Annotated in this window: 25 protein-coding genes; 11 read left to right on the plus strand and 14 right to left on the minus strand. The window is 42.0% G+C overall.

The annotated features are described in order from the left end of the window. The 3 genes from NWE95_02455 to NWE95_02465 all read left to right on the plus strand — a co-directional run. Positions 1–988 (plus strand): DUF3387 domain-containing protein (locus NWE95_02455; GenBank protein ID MCW4002756.1); only part of this gene is annotated, 988 nt, incomplete at its 5' end. A 119-nt stretch (positions 989–1,107) separates the two neighbouring features. Next, positions 1,108–3,693: a hypothetical protein gene (locus NWE95_02460; GenBank protein ID MCW4002757.1), complete on the plus strand. Its 2,586-nt coding sequence runs from the start codon at positions 1,108–1,110 to the stop codon at positions 3,691–3,693. A gap of 163 nt (positions 3,694–3,856) precedes the next feature. Further along, positions 3,857–4,891 (plus strand): hypothetical protein, encoded by a 1,035-nt coding sequence (locus tag NWE95_02465; GenBank protein MCW4002758.1) that lies wholly within the window; start codon positions 3,857–3,859, stop codon positions 4,889–4,891. 165 nt (positions 4,892–5,056) lie between these two features. Here the strand turns inward: NWE95_02465 and NWE95_02470 are convergent, their stop codons facing one another. Together NWE95_02470 and NWE95_02475 are read right to left on the minus strand one after the other, a co-directional pair. Then, on the minus strand, positions 5,057–5,377 hold the full coding sequence (locus NWE95_02470) for a hypothetical protein (protein MCW4002759.1): 321 nt from the start codon (positions 5,375–5,377) through the stop codon (positions 5,057–5,059). Positions 5,378–5,393: 16 nt separating this feature from the next. Next, the gene (locus tag NWE95_02475) at positions 5,394–5,639 is read right to left on the minus strand and encodes a hypothetical protein (GenBank protein MCW4002760.1); all 246 of its coding nucleotides are present in this window, start codon (positions 5,637–5,639) and stop codon (positions 5,394–5,396) included. Positions 5,640–5,827: 188 nt separating this feature from the next. Here NWE95_02475 and NWE95_02480 point away from each other — a divergent pair, with 188 nt between their 5' ends. Then, a complete protein-coding gene (locus NWE95_02480; protein MCW4002761.1) occupies positions 5,828–6,541 on the plus strand; it encodes a hypothetical protein in 714 nt (237 codons plus the stop codon). Positions 6,542–6,588: 47 nt separating this feature from the next. Here the strand turns inward: NWE95_02480 and NWE95_02485 are convergent, their stop codons facing one another. Both NWE95_02485 and NWE95_02490 read right to left on the minus strand, forming a co-directional pair. Beyond that, positions 6,589–7,014 carry a hypothetical protein gene (locus NWE95_02485; protein ID MCW4002762.1) on the minus strand — a complete coding sequence of 142 codons (426 nt, stop codon included), beginning with the start codon at positions 7,012–7,014 and terminating at the stop codon, positions 6,589–6,591. Beyond that, entirely contained in the window at positions 7,011–7,730 is a 720-nt protein-coding gene (locus tag NWE95_02490) for a hypothetical protein (protein ID MCW4002763.1), read from the minus strand. The genes NWE95_02485 and NWE95_02490 overlap by 4 nt, the downstream gene beginning before the upstream one ends. Before the next feature lie 196 nt (positions 7,731–7,926). Between NWE95_02490 and NWE95_02495 the strand changes: the two genes are divergently transcribed. After that, entirely contained in the window at positions 7,927–9,579 is a 1,653-nt protein-coding gene (locus NWE95_02495) for a hypothetical protein (GenBank protein ID MCW4002764.1), read from the plus strand. Continuing rightward, positions 9,558–12,044, plus strand: a complete 2,487-nt coding sequence (locus NWE95_02500) for a phospholipase D-like domain-containing protein (GenBank protein MCW4002765.1) — start codon at positions 9,558–9,560, stop codon at positions 12,042–12,044. The genes NWE95_02495 and NWE95_02500 overlap by 22 nt, the downstream gene beginning before the upstream one ends. Positions 12,045–12,344: 300 nt before the next feature. Here NWE95_02500 and NWE95_02505 read toward each other — a convergent pair whose 3' ends face one another. Continuing rightward, entirely contained in the window at positions 12,345–12,500 is a 156-nt protein-coding gene (locus NWE95_02505) for a hypothetical protein (GenBank protein ID MCW4002766.1), read from the minus strand. Positions 12,501–12,654: 154 nt separating this feature from the next. Here NWE95_02505 and NWE95_02510 point away from each other — a divergent pair, with 154 nt between their 5' ends. Then, positions 12,655–13,194 (plus strand): hypothetical protein, encoded by a 540-nt coding sequence (locus tag NWE95_02510; GenBank protein MCW4002767.1) that lies wholly within the window; start codon positions 12,655–12,657, stop codon positions 13,192–13,194. Positions 13,195–13,279: 85 nt separating this feature from the next. Here the strand turns inward: NWE95_02510 and NWE95_02515 are convergent, their stop codons facing one another. From NWE95_02515 to NWE95_02530, 4 genes are all read right to left on the minus strand, one after another. Further along, positions 13,280–14,653, minus strand: coding sequence for a hypothetical protein (locus NWE95_02515; protein ID MCW4002768.1), 1,374 nt, complete (start codon positions 14,651–14,653; stop codon positions 13,280–13,282). Positions 14,654–14,976: 323 nt separating this feature from the next. Further along, positions 14,977–15,579, minus strand: coding sequence for a hypothetical protein (locus NWE95_02520; GenBank protein MCW4002769.1), 603 nt, complete (start codon positions 15,577–15,579; stop codon positions 14,977–14,979). A 177-nt stretch (positions 15,580–15,756) separates the two neighbouring features. Further along, entirely contained in the window at positions 15,757–16,677 is a 921-nt protein-coding gene (locus NWE95_02525) for a DUF1385 domain-containing protein (GenBank protein ID MCW4002770.1), read from the minus strand. Positions 16,678–16,886: 209 nt separating this feature from the next. Next, positions 16,887–19,439, minus strand: coding sequence for a PQQ-binding-like beta-propeller repeat protein (locus NWE95_02530; GenBank protein MCW4002771.1), 2,553 nt, complete (start codon positions 19,437–19,439; stop codon positions 16,887–16,889). Positions 19,440–19,754: 315 nt separating this feature from the next. On the opposite strand from NWE95_02530, the gene NWE95_02535 reads away from it, so the two are divergent. Beyond that, the gene (locus tag NWE95_02535) at positions 19,755–20,426 is read left to right on the plus strand and encodes a hypothetical protein (GenBank protein ID MCW4002772.1); all 672 of its coding nucleotides are present in this window, start codon (positions 19,755–19,757) and stop codon (positions 20,424–20,426) included. A 133-nt stretch (positions 20,427–20,559) separates the two neighbouring features. Beyond that, the gene (locus tag NWE95_02540) at positions 20,560–21,324 is read left to right on the plus strand and encodes an orotidine 5'-phosphate decarboxylase (GenBank protein ID MCW4002773.1); all 765 of its coding nucleotides are present in this window, start codon (positions 20,560–20,562) and stop codon (positions 21,322–21,324) included. Positions 21,325–21,330: 6 nt separating this feature from the next. On the opposite strand, the gene NWE95_02545 is transcribed toward NWE95_02540, so the two are convergent. From NWE95_02545 to NWE95_02560, 4 genes are all read right to left on the minus strand, one after another. After that, entirely contained in the window at positions 21,331–21,486 is a 156-nt protein-coding gene (locus tag NWE95_02545; GenBank protein ID MCW4002774.1) for a ribbon-helix-helix domain-containing protein, read from the minus strand. A gap of 89 nt (positions 21,487–21,575) precedes the next feature. After that, entirely contained in the window at positions 21,576–21,968 is a 393-nt protein-coding gene (locus NWE95_02550) for a DUF2095 domain-containing protein (protein MCW4002775.1), read from the minus strand. A 78-nt stretch (positions 21,969–22,046) separates the two neighbouring features. Next, a complete protein-coding gene (locus NWE95_02555) occupies positions 22,047–22,661 on the minus strand; it encodes a nucleotidyltransferase domain-containing protein (GenBank protein MCW4002776.1) in 615 nt (204 codons plus the stop codon). Positions 22,662–22,665: 4 nt separating this feature from the next. Further along, the gene (locus NWE95_02560) at positions 22,666–23,916 is read right to left on the minus strand and encodes a glycosyltransferase family 4 protein (GenBank protein MCW4002777.1); all 1,251 of its coding nucleotides are present in this window, start codon (positions 23,914–23,916) and stop codon (positions 22,666–22,668) included. A 163-nt stretch (positions 23,917–24,079) separates the two neighbouring features. On the opposite strand from NWE95_02560, the gene NWE95_02565 reads away from it, so the two are divergent. Next, entirely contained in the window at positions 24,080–24,643 is a 564-nt protein-coding gene (locus tag NWE95_02565) for a DUF5752 family protein (GenBank protein MCW4002778.1), read from the plus strand. On the opposite strand, the gene NWE95_02570 is transcribed toward NWE95_02565, so the two are convergent. Further along, positions 24,644–25,771: a fructose-1,6-bisphosphatase gene (locus NWE95_02570; GenBank protein MCW4002779.1), complete on the minus strand. Its 1,128-nt coding sequence runs from the start codon at positions 25,769–25,771 to the stop codon at positions 24,644–24,646. A 122-nt stretch (positions 25,772–25,893) separates the two neighbouring features. Between NWE95_02570 and NWE95_02575 the strand changes: the two genes are divergently transcribed. Beyond that, entirely contained in the window at positions 25,894–26,394 is a 501-nt protein-coding gene (locus NWE95_02575) for a hypothetical protein (GenBank protein ID MCW4002780.1), read from the plus strand. The last annotated feature ends 6 nt before the right edge of the window (positions 26,395–26,400 follow it).

Below are 26,400 nucleotides of genomic sequence, written 5' to 3' on the forward strand. Positions count from 1 at the left end.
AACAGGCATCCCGCAGGAGCAGGCGGTGGCTATGATGCTGGAACGCTACGAAACCACCAAAGCCTTCTTCCACGGATTCGATTACCGCAGATTCTTCGATGCCCAACCCAAAGAACGCATAACCATCATCATGGAAGCCATGGAACAGATACTCAAACAGGAAAACGGAAAAGACCGCTACCTAAAAGAAACAACCACGCTGCTCTACGCCTTCGCCCTAGCCGTACCGCACCCAGAAGCACTCAAAATCCGAGACGACGTCGGCTTCTTCCAAGCAGTCAAAGCAGCCATCGTCAAAAACACCGAAACCAAACAACGCCAAACCCAAGACATAGACTCAGCCATAAAACAAATACTCTCCAAAGCCATCGTATCCGACCGAGTCGTCGACGTGTTCGCAGCGGCAGGACTCAAAAAACCCAACATAAGCATCCTCGACGAGGACTTTCTAGCCGAAATCAAAACCTTGCCCCAGAAAAACCTCGCCTTCGAAACCCTCAAACGCCTCTTAGCCGACGAAATCCGCTTCCGCCAACGCAAAAACCTCATCCAAGCCCGAAGCTTCGAAGAGCTCCTTGACAAAGCCATAAAATCCTACACTAACAAAAGCATAGAAACCGCGCAGGTCATCCAGCAACTCATAGACTTAGCCAGAAAAATTCGAGAGGAACAAAACAGAGGCACACAACTGAACCTGAGCGACGACGAGGTGGCATTCTACGATGCCTTGGCAAATCATCCGGGCGTTAAAGAAGTTATGGGCGATGAAACCCTCAAAACCATCGCCAGAGAACTCGTACAAACAATCAGAAACAACGTGCGCATTGACTGGACCCTGCGGGAAAGCGTGCAAGCTCAACTGCGCATTGCGGTTAAACGGATACTGCGAAAGTACGGGTATCCGCCTGATAAGCAGCAGAAAGCAACCGACACCGTGCTGGATCAGGCTAAGCTGCTAGCCAAAGACTGGGCAGAAACTAATGCGTGAAATATTTAGCGAAAGGTAACTGACAGCTTTTTAACACTTTTAAAAAAGCTCATATTAGTCATCCGAATTAACTTTGATATTATCCTTGCAACATAAACAGCGTTACATGGGGGAAGATAATGTCTGACGGCTGGCATGTTACTGCTATTAACATAACTAGATGGGTAGAGAACAATCAAAGAGAGGCACAGGAAATCCTTCCTCTGTTGATCAAAAGATTAATTTTTGCGAGCGTAAATGCCTCTTTGATTCGTTTTCCTTCTGGCGATAGCATTGTTCTACCTGGATGGGATGGTATACTCAAAACTGATAAAGGAAATGCCTTCATACCAACAGGCGACTCTGCATGGGAACTTAGTAATGAAAAAACCGTTAAAACCAAAGCAGATAGCGATTACCTTAAAAGAACCCAAAACCCCAGCGCCGTTGACAAAAAGAAAGCAACATTCGTTTTTGTAACAAGCCAACGATGGAGTGAACTTGCCAATTGGGTATCTGAGAAGAAATCAGAAGGGCAATGGGCTGATGTAAGAGCCTTATCGGCTGAAGAATTAGCAGATTGGCTTTCTCAGTGTCCTGCTGTTCATCGATGGTTTGCTAGGTTGATTGGAAATAGGCCAGAAGGTGTGTGGGATGCTGAACAAGCTTGGGAGGGTTGGTCGTTAGCGACCAAACCCCAGTGTAATACAAACTTAGTAATCGCGGGCAGAAATGACCAAGCTGATAATCTGGCAAACTTTATGTCGCAATCGCCGGAAATTATTGAGGTTTCATCTGATAATAAGGATGAAGCATATGCCTTTATTATCGCAAGTGTTAAAACACATCCGTGGCTATTACCTCGTTTGTTAGTTGTTAGAGATCAAAAAGAATGGGACCTCCTTATTCAAAATGATAATTCGCTGATTTTGGTACCTCTCTTCGATCCTTTACCCACACTTGGTCTGGCGGTTAAAAATGGACATTGGGTACTTCTTCCAGCTTTATCTCAGTTTAGTAAAAATGCAAAATTGTCTTTAAAAAGACCTAGTAAAGATCAACGTCTAAAAGCTCTTATTGAAATGGGCATACCAGAGGAAGCCGCTGAAGATATTGTAAATGATAGCAGACATCGGTTGCATATAATCCGTAGGCATTACATGATTGCTCAGGCAGGGCAGCAAAAGCCAGAATGGGCTGATTCTGAAAAAGCAGAAATAATGCTTGCAACATTGTTAGCTGGATCATGGTTATCTGACAATCCTAATGATCGCGAAAAGTTAGCCTATCTAGCCAATACTTCATATGACAAGTTGGAACAAACTTTAAACAAATGGCTAAATACAGGCGATTTTCCAGTAGAGCATCTTGGCAATAAATGGCAAGTAGTATCTGCTGTTGATTCTTGGCAATTTTTAAAACCCTTTGTAACCGACTCAATTTTGGACAGATTCGGCAAAGTAGCAGTTGAAGTTCTCAGTGAAAACGATCCCCGCTTAGAACTACCGCCTGAGGAAAGATGGCTTGCAACGTTACATAAGAAAATAACAAGGTATTCGTCAAACTTTCGCCACGGGCTATCTGAAGGATTGGCCATTCTTGGTAGTTTTGGAGACCGAGATTGCAAAAACTTAACAACAGATTCGATTCAAGGCATGGTATCTTACTGGTTAATGCAGCTTTTAAATGATACAATGTCTGAGACACAATGGGGTTCGCTTGCACCAGAACTGGATGTATTAGCTGAGGCTTCTCCAGAAGTATTTTTAGCATCAATCGAAAGTAGCCTTAATAATCAAAATCCACCAGTCTTGTCCCTATTTGTTGACGAAGGCACCATGGGTGGATGCTCGCATCTGGGATTGTTAAGAGGACTTGAGTATGTTGCTTGGGATTTAAATTATACAAGTCGTGTTGCGTCTATCTTAGCCAAACTATCGTTACGTGATCCCGGCGGAAAATGGGCAAACCGTCCATACAGTTCACTTAAAGAAATCTTTAGAGGCTGGTTACCCCAAACAAAGGCGCCCCTTGATAAAAGACTTGAAATTCTTGATTCTTTAATTACATATAACTCAGCCTTAGGCTGGAAATTATTGCTCGATCTTATTCCGGGAGACCATGAAGTTTCAACTCCCATAGGGATACCTCACTTTAGAGATTGGGCAAAAGGCTGGAAAAAGGGCGTTAGCAACTTAGAATACCGACAGCATATATGTGCTATTTCTGAACGTGTCCTTGGTCAAATTAGCAAAGACCCAGAAAGAGCTTGGTTAAGTGTGAATGAAATTTTAACGCTTCCACAACCATACTTGAGTCAAGCAATTGATCAACTGGACAAAGATGTGAGCACACTCAGTAGCAAAACTAAGCTTGTTCTATATAATGAAGTGCTGAAAACGATTTCTCATCATACTCAGTTCTCTAGTGCTGAATGGGCCTTACATAAGGAATGTATTGAAAAACTCACCACTATTTATCAAAAGTTAATTCCAGTAGACCTAGTAGATAGGTACAAGATTTTGTTTGATAATTACTTTGCGCCCATCATAAATCCAGTCCTGTATACAGAACATGAGGAAAATGAGCGAAGAGGAGAAAGCGCTCGCTCTATGGCTTTAGAGGAAATTTGGAGCAAGGATGGGATAGCCGGAATTGAACGGTTGATTGATAGCGTTCAATTTCCCGGAATAATCGGTAATTCATTAAGTGTAGCTTCGTTTTAGTGATAGTATCGAACAGGGTATATTCCATTGGCTATCGAATGCAAATAGTAAGTACCAGCAAGCAGCAAGTTCTTACATACGTGCAAAGGGCTTTAAGGCAAAAACCGAATGGTTAGATAGTATTTACAACAAATATTCATCTTCTTGGTCAGAATCGATTTGGGTGGATTTTTGTTTAGGGTTGCCGTTCAATAAGGCCCTTTTTGACTTCTTGGAGAAATTTAATGACCTAATAAAAAGTCAATATTGGAAAAATGTGCAAATGTATTTCTTAACAAAAGAAGATGCGCAGTATGCCCAATGGGTTTTAGAGATGTTAACAGCTAACAACAGACCATTTGCTGCCCTCGATGCTGCCGCAAATTACTTGCAGACCATTGCAAAAGATGCTGAAATAAGCAATGAAGTATTACTGAAAATACTGGAACAAACAATGGTTAACCCAGAAGATATCAAGACAATTCGGCAAGATATGCTGAGTTATGATTTTAGTTTAATTCTAAAAAGAATTACAGCGGACGAAAAAATAGATCAGAGTCGAATAGCGAGAATTGAATGGTTTTATATGCCCTTTTTCGGAAACGGAGAGACGCACCCGAAGATACTCACTAGTGAAGTTTTGAGGAATCCTGGGTTTCTAGTAGAGCTTATTTGCTTTATGTTTAAGGCAGATCCTCCAATTGATAACGAGTTTTCAGGTATACCTTCCGCTGTATTAGAAAGTAGAGCACTTAATGCCCATCGCTTAATTGGTTTAGTTAATTCGATTCCTGGACAGAAAAATACTTCAGAAATCGACCTTAATGAGTTAGACACTTGGGTTAAACAAGTGAGAGAACTGTGTGCCCAGAAGAACCGAAAAAGAATTGGCGATGAAATAATTGGGCAGATACTGTCTCATTCACCGATCGGAAAGGATACTATATGGCAGCATGAAGCAGTCAGGGACATAATCGAGCGGTATTGCAGCCATGACATAGAACAGGGGTTAGAAGTAGGTAGATTCAACCAACGAGGTGTAATTACTAAATCCTTGACTGAAGGAGGAGAACAAGAGCGGAAGATAGCGGCTAATTATGAAAGTCAAGCCGAGTTGATACGTTATAAGTTTCCGAGAACGGCTAGTATGCTTAAACGAATGGCTGATACATACAAGCGGGACGCAATACGTGAGGATAGAGACAAAGAACTAATGTAGTCGCTTTCAACAATCAAATAATCTACCGCTGGAATAAGCAGTAGTCTATACAACTGCTTTTTTACGATGGCAGAATAGTTAGTATAATTATCGGTCAGATTAGCAGCAACCACTTGCTGAATCAGGAGTTTTCCGGCTAAGAACAAAAAAGGAAATTTCATAGTTTTAGAATTTTCTTAGGATCTTCATCACAATGTAAAACCCAATTATAAACAGATAAATTGGATATTCCCAGGGTTCCATAAAATATTTTCCAATCAGAAATATTCCGCCAAAGTATCCAACAGAATAAAGTATGCCCCAATACTTCGCGCTTTGCAGTGAGCCTATCCCAACCAAAATTGAAACGAGATTAAACAAAACGGCTAGACCATTTCCAGCCCCAGAAATGCTGGTAGGGAGAACAGCACTAACAACTGCTGAAGTGACAAATCCAATAACTGAACTGGTTATGGCTGTTATCAGGCCGTTTCCCATGTCTGGCATTTTTGTTCCTCCAATCTTATACTTTTTTGAGAATACCAATGAAAGCTGTTACGAACACCATTGCGACCGCAAAATAGACTGCCCCAACTATATAGTCAACGCTAAAATTCACAACGTTGGTAGTTGCTGCTTGATAATCGCCTTTAAATGCTGGGGACGTGGCATCCATAACTTGGACTGCAGTATTCAAATCGTCAACTTGGCTATAGATGGCTATGCTAATCGTGATAAACGTAATTATGAGGGCTATAATTTTTTTCATGGCTTTTCTCCATCAACTGAAACAAGCTGGCTTTCCATTTCTTTTAGTCGTGTCATAATTCCAACAGTATAAGGGGTTGCTTAAAAGCATTTCTATGATGCACCTTAGTGCAAAATTCGTCAGTATGTTATACCTTACCGCATCAAGCTTTAATAAGGGTAATCATGACTAATATATGGGCGCAAGTCTTGAGCAAGACAAAAGAATTTGAAATCAGCACAGTCGTTGTAAGCGGGTCCCGCAACCTCTTCAAAGCAGCACTATCTCGATCACTTTTAGGTGTAACTTATAAAAAATTCAGTAGGAAAAAAGGGAAATTTTTTGCGAACCGCATACACAATGAAATAGTTACCGAAGGCGTTATCGATTGTGTACATGAGTCATTACTCTCAACATTGAGAAATGTTAGCGACTTAGATATGAAAACCAAGCTCAAACCAGAATGGGACGAGAATGGCAAAATTTTGGCGGTTTCCGACTTATCAGTGTCCGTCTATATGAAAGTAGGCGAGTTAAAAATCAAAAAGTTACAGGTACAAGATACCGTAGACTCGATTAAGGTAGACCTGTTCTTTTCAGAAATAGATGCAAGGAGCAAAAAGTTGAGAAACGATTTGCCGATAATTATTAATGAAATAGGAAAAGAAAGGGTAGAATATGCGGAACACGATTTCTTAACCTCCGAGGGGCAACAGCTAGCACAAGCTTACAAAATCACAACAGTACCTACAGTTCTGATTAATGCAGAGAAAGCCCTTGTAGACCCCGAAGAAAACCATATCAAACAAGAACTTGAAAAAGCCTTTCAGGCACGTATTGAACCAGTAGGAGATATTGAGTTTATCCCAGACACCTTATTGAAACCGAACGTCAAAGTGCTTTCACAAATTAATACCCGTTAACACGGCTAGCGAACGTTAGTCTATAAAAATCGCTTTTATGCTGTTCACTAGTGGGAGAGCGACTCCAATAACGCTTTATGCTTACTCAACTGTTTTTCTATTTCAGCCACCTTAAAGCCGCCCTCTTGTGTTTCTCTTAATGTTTCCAACCCAAGCAATGCCACTAGCCGATCAGTGACGTCTATCATGCGGGAGAGGTAAAGTGGTTTTTGGGCGTCACTTGCTGTCTGGAAATGGAGGCTTGCTTGGCGGTAGAGAAAGTCGTAACGGTTAATCACCATAAGTCTAGCTTTGTCAAGGTCAAACAGTTGGGTGAGGACTGGTTGCCAGGTGTCGCGGGTTTCAGCGTCATAGTAGATGTTTCTCTCTGAGGTTCGGTATTCTTCGCTTAGAACTTTCACTATCTCGCAGAGGGAAAAGCCTCTGGCTTCGAGCTTTAGGAAATCCAGCCTTCTTTTGACCACATCGTTCACAGAAAATCCTCCAAAATTGAAACCCGGATTTCATTATCACTGTAGTCTGTGCTTCTCTTTAGCATGTCACCTTCAAGTTTTACCTCTCTGCGGCGTGTTTCAGACAGGAAATAGTAGGGTTCCTCGAAGGTTGGCACTTTGTATTTTTTGCAGATTTTGAAGTAGGCTTCCACTATCTCGAAAATGTCACTATCCAGCAAAACGCCCCTAAACTCTTTAGCGTCTTGGATGTAGCTCCAGTCGCAGGTTAAATGCAGATAGAGGCGTAGACAGAACTTTTCATATTCTGAGGCTTTCTGTTGCAAAACTTGGACTTTGTCATAGATCGGTTTCGCCTGCATTAGTGCTTCCACAAAAACTTTGCTTAGGGGATCCTCTCTTGCTTTTGCAATGTCTATGTCATATTGTTCATTGGGTGCCTCTTCTAATGGCTGACCCTGCATGTTTGCTTCTTTTTGACTCCGCGGATATTTCTCTAAAAAGTACCTGCGAGTTTTACCGTAGGTCATCATTATTCGCAATTCAGTGTAGGACATTAACGATAAGTCGTTGCCATAGGCGTCTATAAATGGCGGAAAAAGCTGCTGGAGGGTGGCGTTGTCTGGGTCTATGCCGCTCTTTTTTAACTGTTCAAGAATTTCTGGGGAATATTCGGCAGACTGGGATTCGGTTTGTTCATGTTTTTGAGGTGTTTTCTTTTTTATTTCTTTAACCATTGCAGCTCCCTCTTGACGTGTTCTCCGACATCATGGAGAAGAGACAACAAAGCGAGCTAGCGCTCAAGACACCACAAAACAAGACAACAAATAGTCAATTATATTATCAGCCATAAAAAATTATTGCTGCATTGGCGGCGACTCTCTCTCGCAAATGTGATATATCGCTTAATTAAATAGTTGTTAGAGAAATGCTATGTCCTATGAAGTTTATTGGACAAAGAAAATCCCACTAAATGCAATAATTGACCCCTTAGGCATAAGATCACTTAGAGCGTTAGAAGACATATTTTTGCCTGGAATTACTACTCAGACTCACAGAATTCGCTACTTTACATTTCTTTTATGGGCGTGGAATCAAGTTAAAGATCGCAAAATTAACTTACTTCAAATGGAAAAACTGCTAACGTTGATTGTGCAATATAACCACGGAACAAATGTGCCCTATGGTTCTAGAAATACAGAAAAAACACAAGACTTCCTCCAAAAAAAGACTGAGGATGCAACAATAGACCTAGCTGAGTTTACAGATTTTGGAGTGCCAGGTAGCAACTATACAGTAGGATACGGTGATTCCCTTTACAAAAATTCTTTGGCAATGCTCGAACTTGTTGGAACTAACGATTTTAGGGAAATTAAATTCTCAGAAGCGGGAAGAACAATAGCAAATTCTTTAGAGCACGCAAAAGGAAAGGAAGCATTTTTCCAAACATCTATTTCGAAAAAGGAACTCAAAGAATTACACGACCATTTTTGCCTTTGCAGAGAAACAATTACTGACTTAGAAGTAGACCTATGGAGGAAAATATTTTTTGGGTTTACACGTTCCGACAAAACAGGAACACTTGTTTTTGATGAGGATAAATTCCAGAGTTTTCAAAATAATACGCTGCAGTATTACCGATCCCCGCAGGAATGGTATGAAATAGCTTGTTCAAACCAACCTGAAAAGATCGCGTTGGGCAGAGGCAGCCTCTTATTAATGATTTTAAGAATAATAGAGAACGCAGAACCATCTTCTCAGTCGGTTAACCAAACAATTCGAGACGCTATTTACTTCAAGCAGTTTATCAATTCAAAACAAGAGGTCCAAGTGATAGATTTTGGTAGTTTAGAAGCTTTTAGAACAATATGGGAAGTGTATGTTCACAATCTCTATATAATGTCTTTTCTCGAGAAAACTTTTGGAATTTTCTTGAAACTTCTCGAAAAAAAGCCTATGGGAACACGTCTGGAGAATTTAATCTCAGATTTATCATTTAATAAGCTAGAAGAAAATTTCCTTTCTAGCATCGGAAGCGTGGATTTAAGCCGATCAGAGGAAATACTTAGCAAAGAGTTACCCGGTAAAACAACGCTCAAGACCAGGATAAACGAAAGGGACATCTTCCGAAAGGCACAATCTTCTTCAACTATCGAAGAAAAACTATCAAATTATTTGGTTCTACTGTGCCTATTGAAGCATAGAAAAATGTCTTTTTCAGAACCTCAACTTTCAATGTTACAATATCTGGAAAGAAGCACATACAACCTTTCGCCAAATACTCTATACACTAACATCCTGCAAAGTGACCTGAGAAAGACGATTGGTGCCCTCTTTAGGAATCTCATCAATAATCATAGAACAGTTATAGCAGAAAGATACGGTGCTGGAACTAAATGCTGGCTATTGACAGAGGAAAAAGGCTTGCTAATTCCTTACAGTACTCCATATGAAGGAGTAACTTATTCAGAGACAAAATGGAGAAACGTACTTGAATTCCTATATGACCTGAAACTGGTCGAAAAAACGGATCAAAAATTCTCAATAAGTGAGGCTGGAAGTAGATGGCTCAAGCACCAAGTATAGTTTCTGAAATTGATCTCTTAAAAGAGACAGGGGCTGAAAAAAACTGCGAACTAATAATCTTTACAACCTTCTCTTTTGATCCTCATTTCTTTGACAATATAGTTCTTAAAAAATTAAGAAAAGACAACCCAATAGCCCGAATAGTCGTAGTTGCAGATTCAAACCACATCGATTTTGAAAAAAGAACTTATGAAACTGGAAGAGAATATCGGTTGATATTGGCGCCACCAACGTTTCACCCCAAGATATTCCTTTTTTGCAGCAATAAAACTGGCAAAACCTTGATTGGAAGCCATAACTTGACGCTTTCCGGTTTTAGTAACAATCTTGAACTGAGCTGTAAAATTGATAACAGAGATATCACAATAGAATTTCTAGAAATAATCAAAAACCTTCTTTCTAAACTACTCAGCTTAGATGACCCAATTTTTACTGACATAGATAAACAACTGCAGAATAAATTTATTCGTGGACAAACTGATCTTTATACAATAACAAATCTGGAACTTCCCATATTAGATCAAACATTATTAAAAATAACAAAACTAGACCCAAAAATCAGAACCGTCAAAATAGTGTCACCGTTCTATTCAGAACCAAGAAAACTAATTGAGAAAATAACTAACGCAACTAAAGCTGAAAAGGTGCAGATTTGTGTCCAAAAAAATAATCACACCCTTTCGTCTGATGAGATTAAGAACTTACTTCATGTTGAACCGTTAGAAATCCAAGCAAAACAAAAAAGGAGAATACACTCAAAAATTATTCTTTTTGAAGGAACAAAAAAACTTGCTTTAGTCGGTAGTCCAAATTTTACTACTGCAGCCCTTAATGAAATCTATCAAGTGGGCAGAAGCAATTTAGAAATTGCAGTTCTAGTGGATGGTGAAAAAATAAATTCCCTACTCAGTGAGCTTTCCTATCTTAGTATAACAATGGATGAGATTGATGATTCACGTATGAAGAATAACCAATGGCTCGCTGGTCATTATACGCATCATATTGTTACGTCAATTTACGATCCGTTTGGCTACTTACATATCGAGTTTGCATCAAGCCCGAGTCTTTCTGGAACCTATGCTGAATTAAAATCAATGAAAAACGAGATTAACATGATAGACATAGGAAGCAGCGAAAAAGTTGAAGGCCGCAAACTAACGTTTAATTGCCCTGTTAAGCTAGAGCCTGGTACGCTACTTACGATCTACTCCAATGCAGGTCTCCAAGTTTCAAACGTCAGCATTGTCAATATTTTAAGAAGTATCACAGACATAATGCCGATTTACAATACAATGTCACCCGACCAAATTATAAAAACTCTGGCAAAAGCGAGCACCTTTGAAGACTTGGTCAGATTAACTATTTCATTATGGAATCCCCCTGAAAAAACCGCCACCAGTTCTGAGAAACAAACAAGTGAAGATAATTCACAACCAGATATTCTGCCAAGTTCTTGGGGAAGAAGTCAAGCTCGAAAAGACATCTTGGACATTTTAGAAGAGCTTTATTCTTTAACTTCGTCTAGAGCCAATTACCCGACTGGTTTAGCCTCAACTACAAACTATTCAAAAGAGGATATAGTCGATATTAAAAACAGAATTCGAAGGATTCCTCTAAAGTTTACAAAGTGCTTTGAGAATTATAAACTTAAAACAGACAACAGTTCTAGCGTATACTCAATCTATCTTTTGTATTCCATTAGATTAAGTGAAGTCTTATCCAAAATTCTGCAAACTGACATTCAAGAACTATTACAGAGAGAAGCCCTTCTTAACTTCAATACACTAATTCGAAACTATGGGATTTCATTGGGTGACAACTCAAAATTGTTATCTTTACTACTTTACTTGGAATCACATAGCGGATTAAAACTCGATGAGAAGCTTCTACTGAAGCTTACATCCAATATTCGAATAAATGAGCTTAACCTATTCAATACCTCTTATTTAGAGGAAATGTCAATTGAGCTAAACAAAAAACAGGACTTGTACGACATAGCAGAACAGCTAACAATTTCCATAATAAAATCAAAAGGTAACCTATGGGAAAATATTCAAATAAATCCTGAAATTGAAAATAAGATATTTGACTATTATCAATCGATAATACCGGAATGCAAACAAATACCGAAACCAGTTTTCATGAAAGCAGTCACTGGAATAGATGTTATTAACCTCTATGGATACGGCGTATACCCGAGAACAGAGGCAGATGGTCTTCCATCATTTACAACACAAATACCTTTAAACGAAGTCTTGGAAAAGACACTCCAAATAATCAAAGGAAACCACATCAATTTAAACAATGAATCCTTGACGGCAATTCTATTAAATAAACTCCGTAAAGAAGACCTTAGAACAATTCTGGCATTTACCCTGGAAAGAGGAAAAGCAAGATTTACACCGGGGCGAATAATTCTGAAATTTAGAAAACAAAATGAACCGAAACTAGCAGCCACCAGGTAATACCTTTAAGAAAAGGTATGAGTTGCTGTGAGGAATATCATTCGTGATACTGACCTCTTACCCTTACACGTACCCCTACTCAATTACTTCTCAACTCCAACATATGCTTATGCATAGATTTAGTGCGCGTAACAGGGTACGAAGTCACAGGAAAGATTAACGGGAAAAAGGGAGAATGAAGCTGCGTAGAGACTGAAGAATTGGCGATGACGCCAGCGTGTTAGGGGTTCGAATCCCACCCCCTGCACCAAACTACACATTCCATCTATTTGTGCAAGATTACACATTTTAACCGCTACTTTACACTTTTACGCCAGGTTTTTCCTGTTTCATTACCACTGCGGTCATCAACAATGCTAACGTTAAAGCAATTATTGCTATTGGTGGAAACTCTGGTACAGTAGGTGAGGGGGTCGCTTGAGGTGTAGCTGTTGTGCTGTCTGATTTATAAGCCAACGAGTCCTTTTCGCCTACAACGTGGTTCTATTGATACTGTTATTTCAAAGGTACAAAAAACGCTAAAGCTAGTGATTGGACAAAAATTGAAGACTTAATTACAAGCAATCAGAATTATGTTCTTGCCAAAATCTAAATGAGGAGGCAGACTCGATTGAAAAGGAACTACTTCGGAATCAGCGCAGGCATAGTAGCGTTTGTTAGCTTGCTTTTACCTTGGTTTAATATCGAATTGTGGACTGAAAACCTTAGCAGTACCATGAACTTTGCTGCCAACCTGTATCAGCTAACCGGAACCGTGGAAGGAACAACAGCGAGAGTTTTTTTGATGACTTGGTTTACCGTGGGCGCCATTATTTTGATGTGTATAACCGGAGCAACTGCATTACTCGGCAGTACTCTTATCAAAAGAAAAAGGAAACTGTTTCTAATTGTTTCTTGTGCTTTTGCGTTGATTGCTATGTTGATCTTCGGTTATGGTTTAGCTAACAGCAGTTTTGCTGTTGAAGAGATAAATCCCGGATACACGATTAGTCAATTTCCCAAAGACACCTTTGGGTTATCAGCTGAAGAATCCATGCAGAATTCATATCATTACACTTGGAATGCCGGGATTGGCTTCTGGTTGGCGCTAGCCACTGCCATTCTTGCATTGGTTGCTACGTTCATGTCAAGAAAAATGGGTGAAAAATAGAAAGCTGATAGTATAGCAAGCGCGCAAATTAAAAAACAGAAATCAGCGCCTTAAACTGGTTGCTTCTCAGAGGATTTGTTTGAACTCATACTTTTATCGAGCGACGGCGGTATCTTATCAAAATAGCAATGGAGAGCATCATCACAAAGAAGGGCAGAATCATAAGCATTTGAAACTCTGGTACGCTTGGTGAAGGATACGGGGATGAATCATCTGAGTTTGTAGACCCCTGTGTACCACCTGCTTGTGCTGGACCAGCTTGGTTTGAAGCTGAAGGCGTAGGAGTGGCAACAGGGTTCTCCAATTTTTCTGTCTTGAGCAAAAGTATTTTGGAGGACTCAGTTATACCGACTAAGACATAAGCCCCATCACTTGTTTTAGTCATAGCTGTAGCGTAGTCGTCTCCTGTTCCGCCGTAAGTACGATTCCAAAGTTGTGTTCCTGAAGAATCAACTCTGACTAAGAAGAAATCTCTAACCGCATTAATAGGCTCTGCCAAACCCAATCCTCCTGCCAAAGCAAATCCGCCATCAGCTAAAGCAACAAGTGAATAAGCACCAAATTCCTCAAAATCACCACCATACTTCTTGCTCCAAACCGCGTTGCCAGAAGAATCAGTTTTCACAAGCCAAAAATCACCACGCGCATAGTAAATCCCTGAAAAGCCAGCCAAGGCAAATCCGCCGTCAGCAGTTTGAACTACCGAATAAGCTATGTCCTTATCGCCCCCTCCGTAAGTTTGACTCCACTGCATCTTACCAGAAGAATCTGTCTTAACTAACCGAAAATCCTCACGACCATCAGAGCGAAAGGTATAACCCGCCAATGCAAACCCACCATCCTTGGTAGTTACTATGCAATGTACGGCGTTCTCAAAATCGGAATACTCATAGATTTGATTCCACAACTCATTACCGGAAGAATCAACTCTCACAAGCCAAAAAGTAGACAACCCCGTGGAAGGACTCCAAGTTGAACCCGCAATAGCAAAACCTCTGTCACTTGTCTGCACAATTGAGTATGCTTTTTCATCCGCTTCGGTTCCAATAGTTTTGTTCCATTCAACGTTGCCCGATGCATCAGTTTTTATCAACTTAAAATCGCTATATCCCGCACTATAATAGGTGATGGAACCCGCAATGGCAAATCCCCCATCTTGAGTTTGAATTACGGCATATGGTGACTCAGTTACAGTGCCGAGGACTTGATGCCACAGTTTGTTTCCTGAAGGACTATATTTTTCCAACCACAAAGTACACAAGCCGTCATTTTTGTAGTCAAAGCCCACAATAACATAGTTGCCGTCTGTTGTCTCAATAACAGAATAACAGTATTTTGGTTCTGGCCCCTCAATCACTAAATTCCACTGCGGGGCAGCTTGCACAAACGGACAAATAGCAATTGGAAGCATTAAATTTAGAGTCAAAATGAATAAGAAAATTTTCGTTCTGTTTGGCAAACAACTCACCTACGATGACTATTAAGTAGATTTGTTTAAAAAATTTTCATTCTAAAATGGTATTTTTGGGTTTCCCTATATTAAGTAATTGCTAAATGTTGCAGTTTAACCAGGGCTATGAGGAAGACTTAAGTTGTCGATGAAGTAGAATCAGGGTTTGGGCGTCTGCCGCATTCCGTCTCTTGTGTGTCGCTATCCTTTTGAATGTTATCTACTGTCAAGCAGATTTACGTATCAGAAAAAAGACTTATACCCAGCGTCTTAAGGTTCGAGGCCGTCTGCGCTTTCATAAATATTATGTTTACTTTACGCCAGTGCCAGTCTCATGCTCTTCTTCTAGCCCCGCAATTTGGGCAGAATATTGAAGTTTGAGGCATTAGACCGCTACAATATGGGCATGGAATTAAAACCACTTCTCTTGTAACTTCTTTCACAATTGGTGAGGAATGACTAACTTGTGGTGGCGCTACTTGAATCTCATATGTTTGCGTACGAATATGAGGGCGACCGACTGGCTCCATCAATGCAAAAAGATGCCACTTAACGTTATGATCTAGACTATAGAGTGTCTCCTTAGCCCCAAATGATATGTCAATAGCATATGGATATGTCTGATTGAAACCTGAGGGGATTTGTACATTTCCGAATATTTTGCATGAGTTATTATATATTGTAGCGCTATCCCAGTATTCAGTTTGAAATGTTCCATACTGGCTTCCGGAAACTCGGGTTTTTTTCTTTGTTTCATTGCAACTTAAGCAAACGTTTAGTTGATTTACCAAAAATTCTTCTTCCGAAATAATTTTAATACTGCCTGTTACTTGTTCCCCAAGTGAATACTTGCTTTTATGCGAATAAAGCTCGATTTTCGCTTTAGGGGAATTTGATGAACTTGACTTGAAAATATCAGACCATTTTGGGCTCAATTTCAATCAATTCCTCAATGCTACTTTTTTGCAGTATTATTGATAACTATGCAGTCTTCTTAAAAAATTTGCGAACATCCATAACAGCGGTTTTTTCGGGGTGATATCACTTTACTGGAGGTTCAAATACTACTCTTGCACCGATGCGGCTTTACGGTTTGTCTTGTAGTGTGGGACTCATAGTTTGGCTGTTTCCCCGACTGCTTTGCTGGCTACTTCAAGCATGACTGTTTCCGTGACTGCCTTAATCGAGACTTCAAGCATGTCGTCAGTTGGCTCTTTTGTGGTTAAGCGCTGGAATGCCAGTCCCGGCGCAATCAGAACCTTCGTGATTGGTGAGTCTTTGTACTTGGCGCTTAACCTTAACAACTCATAGGAGATTCCTGCTATGACTGGAATCAAAAGCAATCGGTAAGATAAGTTGATTGCAAAGCCCAAGTTCGGCATCAACGTGAATATGACGATGCTGATTATGAGTACTATGAAGAGAAAGCTGGTGCCGCACCGAGGATGCAGCCGCGAGTACTGCTTGACGTGTTCGACATCCATTGGGGCTCCTGCTTCATGGGCATGTATGGCTTTATGTTCTGCGCCATGATACATCAGCACCCGCCTATATTGACCCCAAAGAGAAATGGCGGATAAATAACCAATAAACATGCCCAGACGGATAACGGCTTCAACTATTATGAAGAGAACACCAGACAGTTTAAGCCAAGTTGACAACAGGAAAGGAACCAAAAAGAAAACAGCCATAATCCCCACTACGCCCGCAACCAGCAGAGCGATTTCCTTGTAGCCAAACTCTATCTTTTCAGGCGTGCCCTCTTCATCCTCAAACTCAAACGCAACGCTGGCCGAATCCCATATGGCATTCATGCCAAGGTAGAGGTTCTCCACCATGTTCACGATGCCTCTAAAGAAAGGCCAACCCAGAACCCTGTGCTTCTCAGAATACGGCGTTACTGGTTTAATGTTCACCACTATTTCCTTTCTTGGGTTTCTAACGCAGCAAACCAAGTGTTTTTTGGAGCGAATCATTATGCCTTCAATTAATGCTTGACCGCCAAATGCAAGCGATTGCTCTTTCTGCGACAACTCGTCCCCTCACCCATAAGAGGATGGCTTGGCATTAATAAAACTTCAATATAGTGCATTCTAATTCAGAAAAGAAAAGTCATAAGCAAAAAACCAGCATGGTTATTATTGCCGCTTGTGAATCAAAGCCCTAATTGGCAGTAACACATCTCACTTGTAAGGTTTTCACAACTAGAAAAAGAAAAGGGGGAATTGATGTTGACAGCTACTTATCTTCGCCTAATCAGAAATGCCAAGACAGCACCTATGATGATGAGGATTATGATTATAACTATGATGCCTCCAATCAGCCACTGCTCAAGCGCCGATGCCGGAGGTTCTGCTGTGGGGATAGGTGTCGCAGCAACGGGTCCCACATTGATGTATGTTTGTGTATGCGTGCCATAGTAAGCTTTGGAGCCAGCGAAAGTAGCTATGATAATGTAGTCACCCTCAATGTCAGGTGTCCAAACGAACTTGAATTGACCAGTAGAATCAGTTGTGGTTGTGCCGATGTTGCGGAAGTTACCATTTACGTCGATGACATCTAATATTACAGGAACGCCTGTTATATTCCCTGCGTGATCAAACTGTTTGTACACCGTGAGCATCCATGCACTTTGGCTCTCGTCAGAAACTGCTGGAACACCATTGGGGAACCGCGCGGCAATCGCATAATCTAAGGTACCAGGTGAAATATCCATGACCGAACCAGTTATCATTACACCACTGTTCAAAGGCAAGAATCCGGGAGACGCTGAGACAGTAATTTTGGTTGGACCTTTGCCGATTGCATATATACGTTGGTCATAGGTATCCATGGTTGCGATGATGCTGTCGCCGATAACTCCGTTGCCACCCCAGCGGGTATCACGGAACATACCGTTAATACGCCAGATTTCACTGCCGTCGGTTGCGTTAATGCAGACTTGGGGGGCGCCACGAGGTAGAGGTTGTTCAGCAGAGTGTTCGATTGTTCCCATGTAGATTTTGCCGTCAGCAATCAGAGTAATCCAGCCCCACCAGTTATTGCCCGTTACAGGTTCACTGTAGGGGTCGGTTAAATTGTATGTCCATGCAACATTACCTGTGCTGAGGTCATAAGCATACAATATGCCAGAAATACCTGTTGAGTACAGTTTATCGTACGCAAAGTACCAAGTGTGCTCAACATTACCAAAGCCATATGCATTTAAGAAGTTCTCAGATGGAGTTTCCCATAAAAAGCTGCCTGTTTCTGTGCTGAATGCATAGTGTTTGCGTAGTTCCTTGTTCCAAACCGCGATTACACCATCCTCGGGCTGGTTAGTTGCACCGGTGTAGTGTAGGGTGTTTGAACCAGCAAACCATTCAGCAGGTGCTGACCACGTCTTATCGAACAATAACGATGCGGAAGTGGAAGCACGAGTCACGCCTTCAATGTTTAGTCCCCATACGCGAACTTGTGTTTGGTTGAAGAATATTCCCACCACCCTGTCTGAATATGGTTTGAGTATTGGTGTGAAGAATGATGCACTGACCTGTAGTCCTGCAGGGATTGTGACATTCCATGAATAGCTCTCTGGGTTCGATGCATCAAGTGTTCGTCCGTGAACTATTCTACCCCAACTACCATAGTCAGCACCAGTAGGGTCTTGACCTTGCTGACCGCAAGCAGTTGAGTTCCAAAGAGCCATCCAATTGTTAGCAAAGTCAGCTTGCAGTATCAGAATTTCACCACTAGGACCATAATACTGAGTTCCTGAGGGGACGTTTATCATGCTATACAACCATTCGCTTGTGAAGGGATCGTAGGCATGCCAAGTAGTGCCTGCACTAGCGTCCCAAAGATATTGGAAGACGCCATCGTAGTTGAAGCTGTTGAAGTAGAAAATTTGACCAAATGACAATTCAGTGTTATTTCTAAACCATAGTTCTTTCCCGCTGTGGAGGTCAACCGCATATATTCCCTTTTGAGGCTGGAATGTGCCAGCGAAGCCCTGCGGCATTCTGTTGTAGTAGAGAACTCCATACATTACCACTGAATTTATGAATTTGCCTTCGTATGCATCACCTGTACCAGCGGAAGCTGGAACCTGACCTGGCCCCCATAAGCCACCGGTTAAGCCGCCAGTGGTTAAGTCACGAGCCCACAGTACATGGGGGGTTTCTGGTGCGTTGTCATTGTAGAGTGCCAGCGAGTTATCTGGTCTGCTTACCCAGTTTCCGGATATTGTGTACCATTCTCTAAGCTGTGGGTCGATTGGACGACTCCAATATTCAACTGGAAGAGCATGGCCTGGATAGAAGACTGAGGGTTCTGAGTGGACGACGAGGTTTATTGTCTCACTGGTGCCTGCTTGCACCACAGTGCCTTCAAGAACTAAATTGCCTGATTCAAGGTCGAGGAATGTGGAAGGAACAGTCTGTTCTGGAAAATGTGTAGTCAATTTGTATATGCCAGCTTGATCGGGAGTATAGATTGTAAAAGTTGAGCCTGTTGAGTCTGTCCTAAATGGACCAAGCGTTTCGGTTGTGTTGTCAGGCTTGACAACGGTTACTGTAACGCCAGTCCAGCCTTCGGTGACGTTTCCCAAGGGCATCAGAATGCCTGTGCGTATTAGTACTTGTTCTCCAACCCCTGCTGGGTTGGGGACTGCGTCTATAATGGGATAGGATCTTCTAGTAGGGGGCTGTTGCTGTGCGCCAACGGGCACGAAAAAGACGACGAAGGAGGCTGCAAATGATATTATTAGAAGCGTTGCAATGATAGCATTTTTCTTCTTATTGCTTAATATTTGCATGTTTTTCCCTTTTTGTTTGTTTGGGCAAAAACCACAAGTCATTTAATCTTTGCTTAAAACAAGAATCTGGGCTTTTGCCCAACTATAAATACACAGCCACCTGCTTATAATTCTTACGAGAACCTTCTTATTTCATCTCTTTCTGGAGATTTGTAGACAGTGGTCAGCAAAAGCCAAGTGCTAAAGAAATGCTCTCGTCTATCCAGTCTATATGTCGAATGGTGTGGGTCTTGGCGCTGGTGTGTTAATTTTGTTCGTATTACGCTGGGTTTTTGGGAAAACAACTAAATAGTTGACCATTGCAATGAATTAGTTATGTCCAAAAAAGTAGTCCTCGTAATCGTTTTAATGAGTGTACTTCTTGTATCAGCTATTGCAGCCGTCTATTATACACAGTTTGCTCCTCCCAGAGTGGATGTTGGCGTCAAAGTGGGAGACACATTTACATATTCTTTGCAGGGCACCTGCATTTTAATAGGTCTGGACGCTGTGGAACCTGCAGGATTCTCAAGTTATAACCAAACAGACTACTACAAAGTTACAATCACAGGCATAAACGGCACCTCAGTAACGATGGATACTGTTTGGCGATTCAAAAATGGTACAGAAGTTATAACTCCACAAACAATCGACTTGGCGAACGGAGCGAAAACTGATGAGCATGGTTTTTGGGCAATTTACGCCGCAAACCTCAACCTCAACAACGCGGTTCGACCCACAGGTTATGACGGTGTAGTCGTCAACGATACTGATACTAAAACGTACACTAGCGGTACAAGGGATAGAAATTTCTTTTCTACACAAGGCAATTTCTATGATATTAACGACCCGACACAGAGTACATGGCGTATCGAATACACTGGAATTTACTTCGACAAGCAAACAGGGATGCTGGAAACCTTAACCAACATACAAGAATACAACAACCCCCAGTACAGACTAATTATCACTTGGAAACTTGTTAGCTCATCAGTCTGGGGAATCTAAAACCCCTAAGCCATAACTCAACATTCAACCAACAGAGTTAACTCGTTAATTGCCGCTTACCTGTTGGAATCGGGCTTATACGAAAAAATGAAATAGTCAAGCGATTACACCTATAACAAGAGGCACGCAACTATTGTCGTTTAAGACGAAAATGGGAGAGGTAGCAAAACGCAAGAATTCAAAGATAGTTTTAGCGTTAGACTTTCCCTTCGAAAGCCCAATAAACCCAGCAAAATTGTCGACTAAAGCCACCAGCGTCCTGGAGGCTGTTGGCTCTCAGGTTTGCGCCGTTAAAATAAACCATCACCTCACCCTTCCGCTGGGGCTTTTTGATGGCGTTCAGCGTATTGTTGATAAAATTCATGCACAGGGGTCACTTGCAATAATGGATGCCAAAGTTAACGATATAGGAGCAACCAACCAAGTCATAACGGATTACTACTTCGCCGCAGGGTTCGATGCCATAATTGCTAATCCGTTTGTCGGCTGGGATGAAGGCTTAAAACCGCTCTTTGACGTAGCCAAACGGCTTGAACGCGGAGTGATTCTTCTCACCTACATGAGCCATAAAGGCGCAAACGAAGGCTACGGCCAAACGTTAATCAACCCAGCAGGAGAAAAAACACCACAATACATCTCCTTTGCCAAAAAAGCCCTCCAGTGGAGCGCTGATGGCATAGTGGTGGGCGCTACTTACCCAGAGAAAATCGCCGAAGTAAAACAAGTCGTTGGAGACAAGGTTGCGATTTTCTCACCCGGCGTTGGTGCACAGGGCGGGGCAGCTGAAACAGCGCTTAAAGCAGGCGCTAATTATCTTATTGTGGGCAGAGAAATCACTCTTTCAGATAACCCAGAACAAGCAGCACGCGAACTTAACGCCACGATAAGGAAAAATTGAGCGGTTTTATCTGCCGCGTTTGTTTTCCCAGAGTTCTTTCTTTAGCAGGTCCCGCACGGCGGAGCGGATGACGCTGCTTCTGCTGGGGTACATGTTTGCTCGGACTAGTTCATCTAAGCCTTCTAGGTAGGCTTCTGGTAAAAGTACGGTTACAAGTTTCATTTTGTTTTGTTCTCCCTCAAACTATGTTAGGCATATAACATGTGGCAAATATAAGAGTTGGCGTGCAAACCCTAACTTCCCAAAGATGTTTAGTAAATGCCGCCTTCCTTAAAGTAATAGTTTTCCTCTTTCTTTGGACCAAAACTTCTAACGCCGTCCCGCTTTAGCTGGCACCGCAACTCTTTTGCGTAATCATCGGAGATTTCGCCTTTCTTGTGCAGGTATGCAATTATTTCTTCAGCTTGCTCTTCCGTGTCGCATCGACGGATAAAGTCCACCGCCTGTGGGTTGAAATGGCGCAGTTTATCAGGCGTTTCAGTGCAGGATGCAAATTCTTCTTCGCCGCATTCTTCGCAAGCAGCTTCTTCCGCTACCATGGCATCTTTTCGGATGGCGTCAATGGAGATTTTGTTTTCGCCTTCTTCGAGTTCGCGGTAGAGGTTTGGGAACATCTTTTTTAGGGATTTCTTGTCTATTGCCATTGTTCATCAATTACTTAAAACTAGATATTTGTGGTTCTTTATGTGCTTTTTTGACAAAAAGAGTTCTTTTGCGAGAATTTAGGTTGGTAGGAACTGTTGTGTTGGATTGTTTTCAAGAATTTTTTGCAGTTCTTTGATGTTTAAGCCTTTGATTTGGTCGCCGAAGGTTTCGCATTTTCTTTTTTTCCCAGCTTCCTCTTGGCTTCTTACCACTATTTCAAGATCATGCTTGCCTTCTGTTTCAGCATAAATATGGAATGATGGTAAGGTAGTGCCTTGCTTGTTGACGGTGGTCCAAGAGGTTTTCAAAACCCTGATGCCCTCAACCTTGAGGGTGTCTACGATTTCTTGTGGCGTATCCGTGTAAACGGCTATGTCAATATCGCTTCCCTGTTTAATTGTTCCGCGCCAAACGCTCCCAATCAAAACAGGGCAATAATCATTTAGGAGTTGCATGATTTTTAGGGCTTCTTTTCGCATTTCTATTAAGCGTTCTTTTCGTTTTGCACCCTCGTGCTCTTCTGCTATTTGGTCAAGTTCAAGGGCGACTTCAAGGTTAGAAGGCAAAAAGTGAGCGCCAAGGGTTTGTGCTGCCTTGAGTTTTGCTTGCTTGTACTCTTTTTCTGCTCCAAAGTAAAGTAGCGTTGCGGCTTCTTTTGCTACGCGACGCTTTAGGTCAAAGTCTTCGGTCAACAATTCACCGTTTCACTATCGTTTCGTAAAGGTTCACGGTTTTTTGAGCGATTTTGCTCCAAGTAAACTCTGCTAAGACACGCTTTCTGCCGTTCTTGCCGAGCATTCGGCTATTTTCAGGGCTCTCTAAAGCACTGATGACGCCCCATGCGATGTCTGAGGGGTTGTTTGGGTCTATGTGGTAGCCGCATTGTTCTGGACCACAGCAAATCACTATTTCACGCATGCCACTGACTCCAGCAGCGCCCACCACGACTGGTTTTTCCATAGCCATGGCTTCGAGTGCAACGATGCCGAATGGTTCGTAGTAGCTGGGGAAAACTGCTATGTCGCATGCGGCATAATGCAGTATGCGCTCTTCTTCGGGGATGAAGTCGAAACAGAATTTCACGTATTCGTCTAACTTTATGGTTCGAGTTAAATTACCAAGGTACTCTTGGAGGTCGCCAACTCCTACAATTACAAGTTTTGCCTTCGGAATCTTTGCCAGTATGTGGGGCATAGCCATAATTAATTTGTCAACGCCTTTAACGCCGACGAGTCTGCCTAGAAACAGAATCATGTATTCGTCATCTTTAAGGCCGTATTTTGCTCTCACCCTCTTGATGTCGTCGCGGGAAACGTTTTGGGGATTGTACTTTTCTGGGTCAACTCCGTTGTAGGCAACTTGAATCTTTTCTCTTGGAAAACCAAGCTGAACAAGCTCGTCTTTCATGGCATACGAGACTGTTACAATTAAGTCAGCCATATTGCCAGCGCGCAACTCGATGTTGCTGACAACGCCTGAGCCATTTCCGAGCGTTCTGCCTTTCTCGGTTGAGTGCACATGGAAAGCAAAAGGCAGACCTGTTTCGCGTTTCACAGTTATGCCGCCCATGGCGGAGAGCCAATCATGTGCTACGACAATGTCGTACTTCATGCCTTCTTTCTTAATCAGTTCATTGATGAGTTTTGCTGCAGACAAGTAATTGTAAACCATAAGGTTACCGAACAAGTGTATTCCTCTGCCCCATTTTCTTATGTCTTCAGCAATAACATCTGGCAGAGAATCGGATATGTCAATGTGGAGGGGTCTGTGAACTTCTATGCCGCGCCAGATTTCCCTTGTTGGCAGAGAACCCTCATCATTATTCATTGTGAATACTGTTACGTCGTGGTCATTTAATACGAACTTGCGTGTTATTTCAGCAGCATAAGTTCCAAGTCCGCCAACAATTTTGGGAGGATATTCGTAGACAAAAACAGCAATTTTCATGTCTTAACAGTCACCATTTGTCATTTAGCATTAGGAATCTTGGTACAAAAGCTTTACTTAGCTTGAGTAAGTGTTGAGTATTAAACTATCTTAAGAGTGTTGGTTTAAAGGAAAAGTTTGATTAGACCGTTCTACATAGCACTAAGGGTAAGGTGCCGAGAATATGAGTTTATCACCTATTAAAAAAGAAATACTGGAAACCATGCTTCTCAACGAAAAGCCAGAGAAAGCTACCGTAATTGCAAATCAGTTGCAGAAGGATTTTAAGCCAATCATGATGCACCTTTTAGGGCTTTCACGCATGGGATACGTCACTTCACCGCAGAAAGGGCAATACATTATAACTGAAAAAGGCAAACAAGCCCTCGGCATACCAGAAACCACCAAAGAAATGGCTGAAGCAATACTATCTTATGCACCGCACGACAAGGCATTCAACTTTTACGTTTCAGTTGACAAACCTATAAATCTCCATGCACACACCTTGAGAGATTTTGCGAATAAAATTGAGAGAGCTGAAATAGCATCCATAGAATTCCACACTCAACGCGGCGATTTCGAAGCTTGGTTTAAAGGACTTGGCGATGAGGAATTAGCGAAGAAAACAGCACTCTTAAAACAGAAAAATAAGAGCGGAGAAGAACTGCGACGGCAACTCCAGCAAATTGTTGAGCAACGGTATCTTGATTTGGCAAAGTTAGCTGAGCAGCCTGTGCCGCCAGAATAGTTAGCTTTGGCTTAATGGTGTGAAGCGTTTTTCCATTTTTTCTAGGACCGTCTGAATGGTAGTGTACTCCATGTCTTCCGCACTCAAGCGCGCAGGCTCAAACTCACCCATCCTACGCAACATGTTACCGTTGTTTATGGCTTCACGTCTCGCAATAGAGAACGCTGGGTCATCAAACAAATCAGCAATCATGGGTTTTCCGTCATCGTCACTGGCAATTTTGCCGTTAGCTATCTGCAGACCTAAAGCAACAATCCGCGGAGGTCCATCAAACGCTGTGCACTTGGACGCTTTTAACCCCACGGGCATTAGTGGCCCCCAATGGCTTCCACGCATCCAGCCCTGAACAAAGTAGCTATGCATGAAAGGCGCTAAAATCTCACCGACCGCAGGAAGTCCATGTTGAGCGCGAGCCATCATGACTGGGTCGTCTTTTCCGACGTATTTGCCAGCAATCAGCGAAAGCTTAGACACACTGCTTGAAGCACAGATTAAATCGTCACTTGCACGCCAAACTCTAGAAATTGCATATCGCCCCACTGTTCCAATAAGAGACAGCAACTCGTACATTTCTGCTGGGCATTGAAGAACAGCACACTTGTTCTCCACTGTGTCAATGACTTCAAACTTGAAACCACAAAGCATGTTTGGGTCAATAACTAAGCCAGCCGTGTTCATAGGGTCAGCGAACATTCGGAAAAGCGGATAATTAAAAGACCCCGCAGAAGTCTTGTCAGCAGCAAAAACAACAATGGGGTCAGATGCACGCTCCTCAAACTCCATCTCAGCCACGCCGGGTCCCATGCCGCGAACGTTGCCGCTGAATGCGTTTTTTAGGAGGTCTTGCCCTGCAGCGTAAAGCTTGAGTTGTAGGGCTTTGTTTGCTGCTTTTTTAAAGGTCTCCCAAGCGAGCTTGTGAATTTCACTGTTTTGTTCGCCCAGTTCATGAGCCATCAACAGTTCAAGGTCGTCGCCTGCGTTGAAAACAAAAAAGTTGTTGATTAAGCCTTCGTCTTGGGCTTTTTTTAGGTTTTGTTCAGCTATATCAAAAAGAGGTTTAGGAACAATATGATGACCAGCCAGTGAGCCGACATCACATTTAATCAGAGAGATCGTGACTTTGCTCACACACAACCCCATTTAAATCGAGGAAACCAACGCATTTAAGTTTTTCACAAATCCACGTTTAGCGGTATGGAAAAAATGAAATACACTAAAACAAATATCACTCTACCGAGGAGTCACAAGCCTTGAGTGAAATCCGCACAATCACCGTAAAAATCCCTGAAGCAGTCTACCAAGAACTGTGCTTGCGCATACCAGAGGGTGACCGAAGCACCTTCATAAGAGAAGCCATAAGCGAAAAACTCCAAAAAACACCTAAATCAGACAAACTCTTAGCGCTAGAAGAACGAATGAGCCGAATCGAGCAGGAATTTGGTCAAATAAGAAAATACCTCGCAGATTTAGAAATTCTCACTTTCCAGCATGGCAAAATCAACCCGCATAGCTTCTGCATTGATGAGCTTGACCATAAGATAATGGAGTACTTGCTTCATTACAAGTCGGCGACGACTCCTGAACTGGCGGATTACGCGAAAACCAACCGTTGGCTTGTCCTAAACAGGCTTCGAAAAATCCAAAAGAACAGCAAAAAGCAAGTGGGAAAATCAATAGTCGAATACTACGCTGGCGAGAAGTCAGGCAAGAAGAAGGCTTGGTGGATAGACGAAGAGTTAATCCAAGAATAAGGGCAA

This window comes from Candidatus Bathyarchaeota archaeon (assembly GCA_026014725.1).
Lineage (GTDB): Archaea > Thermoproteota > Bathyarchaeia > Bathyarchaeales > Bathycorpusculaceae > Bathycorpusculum.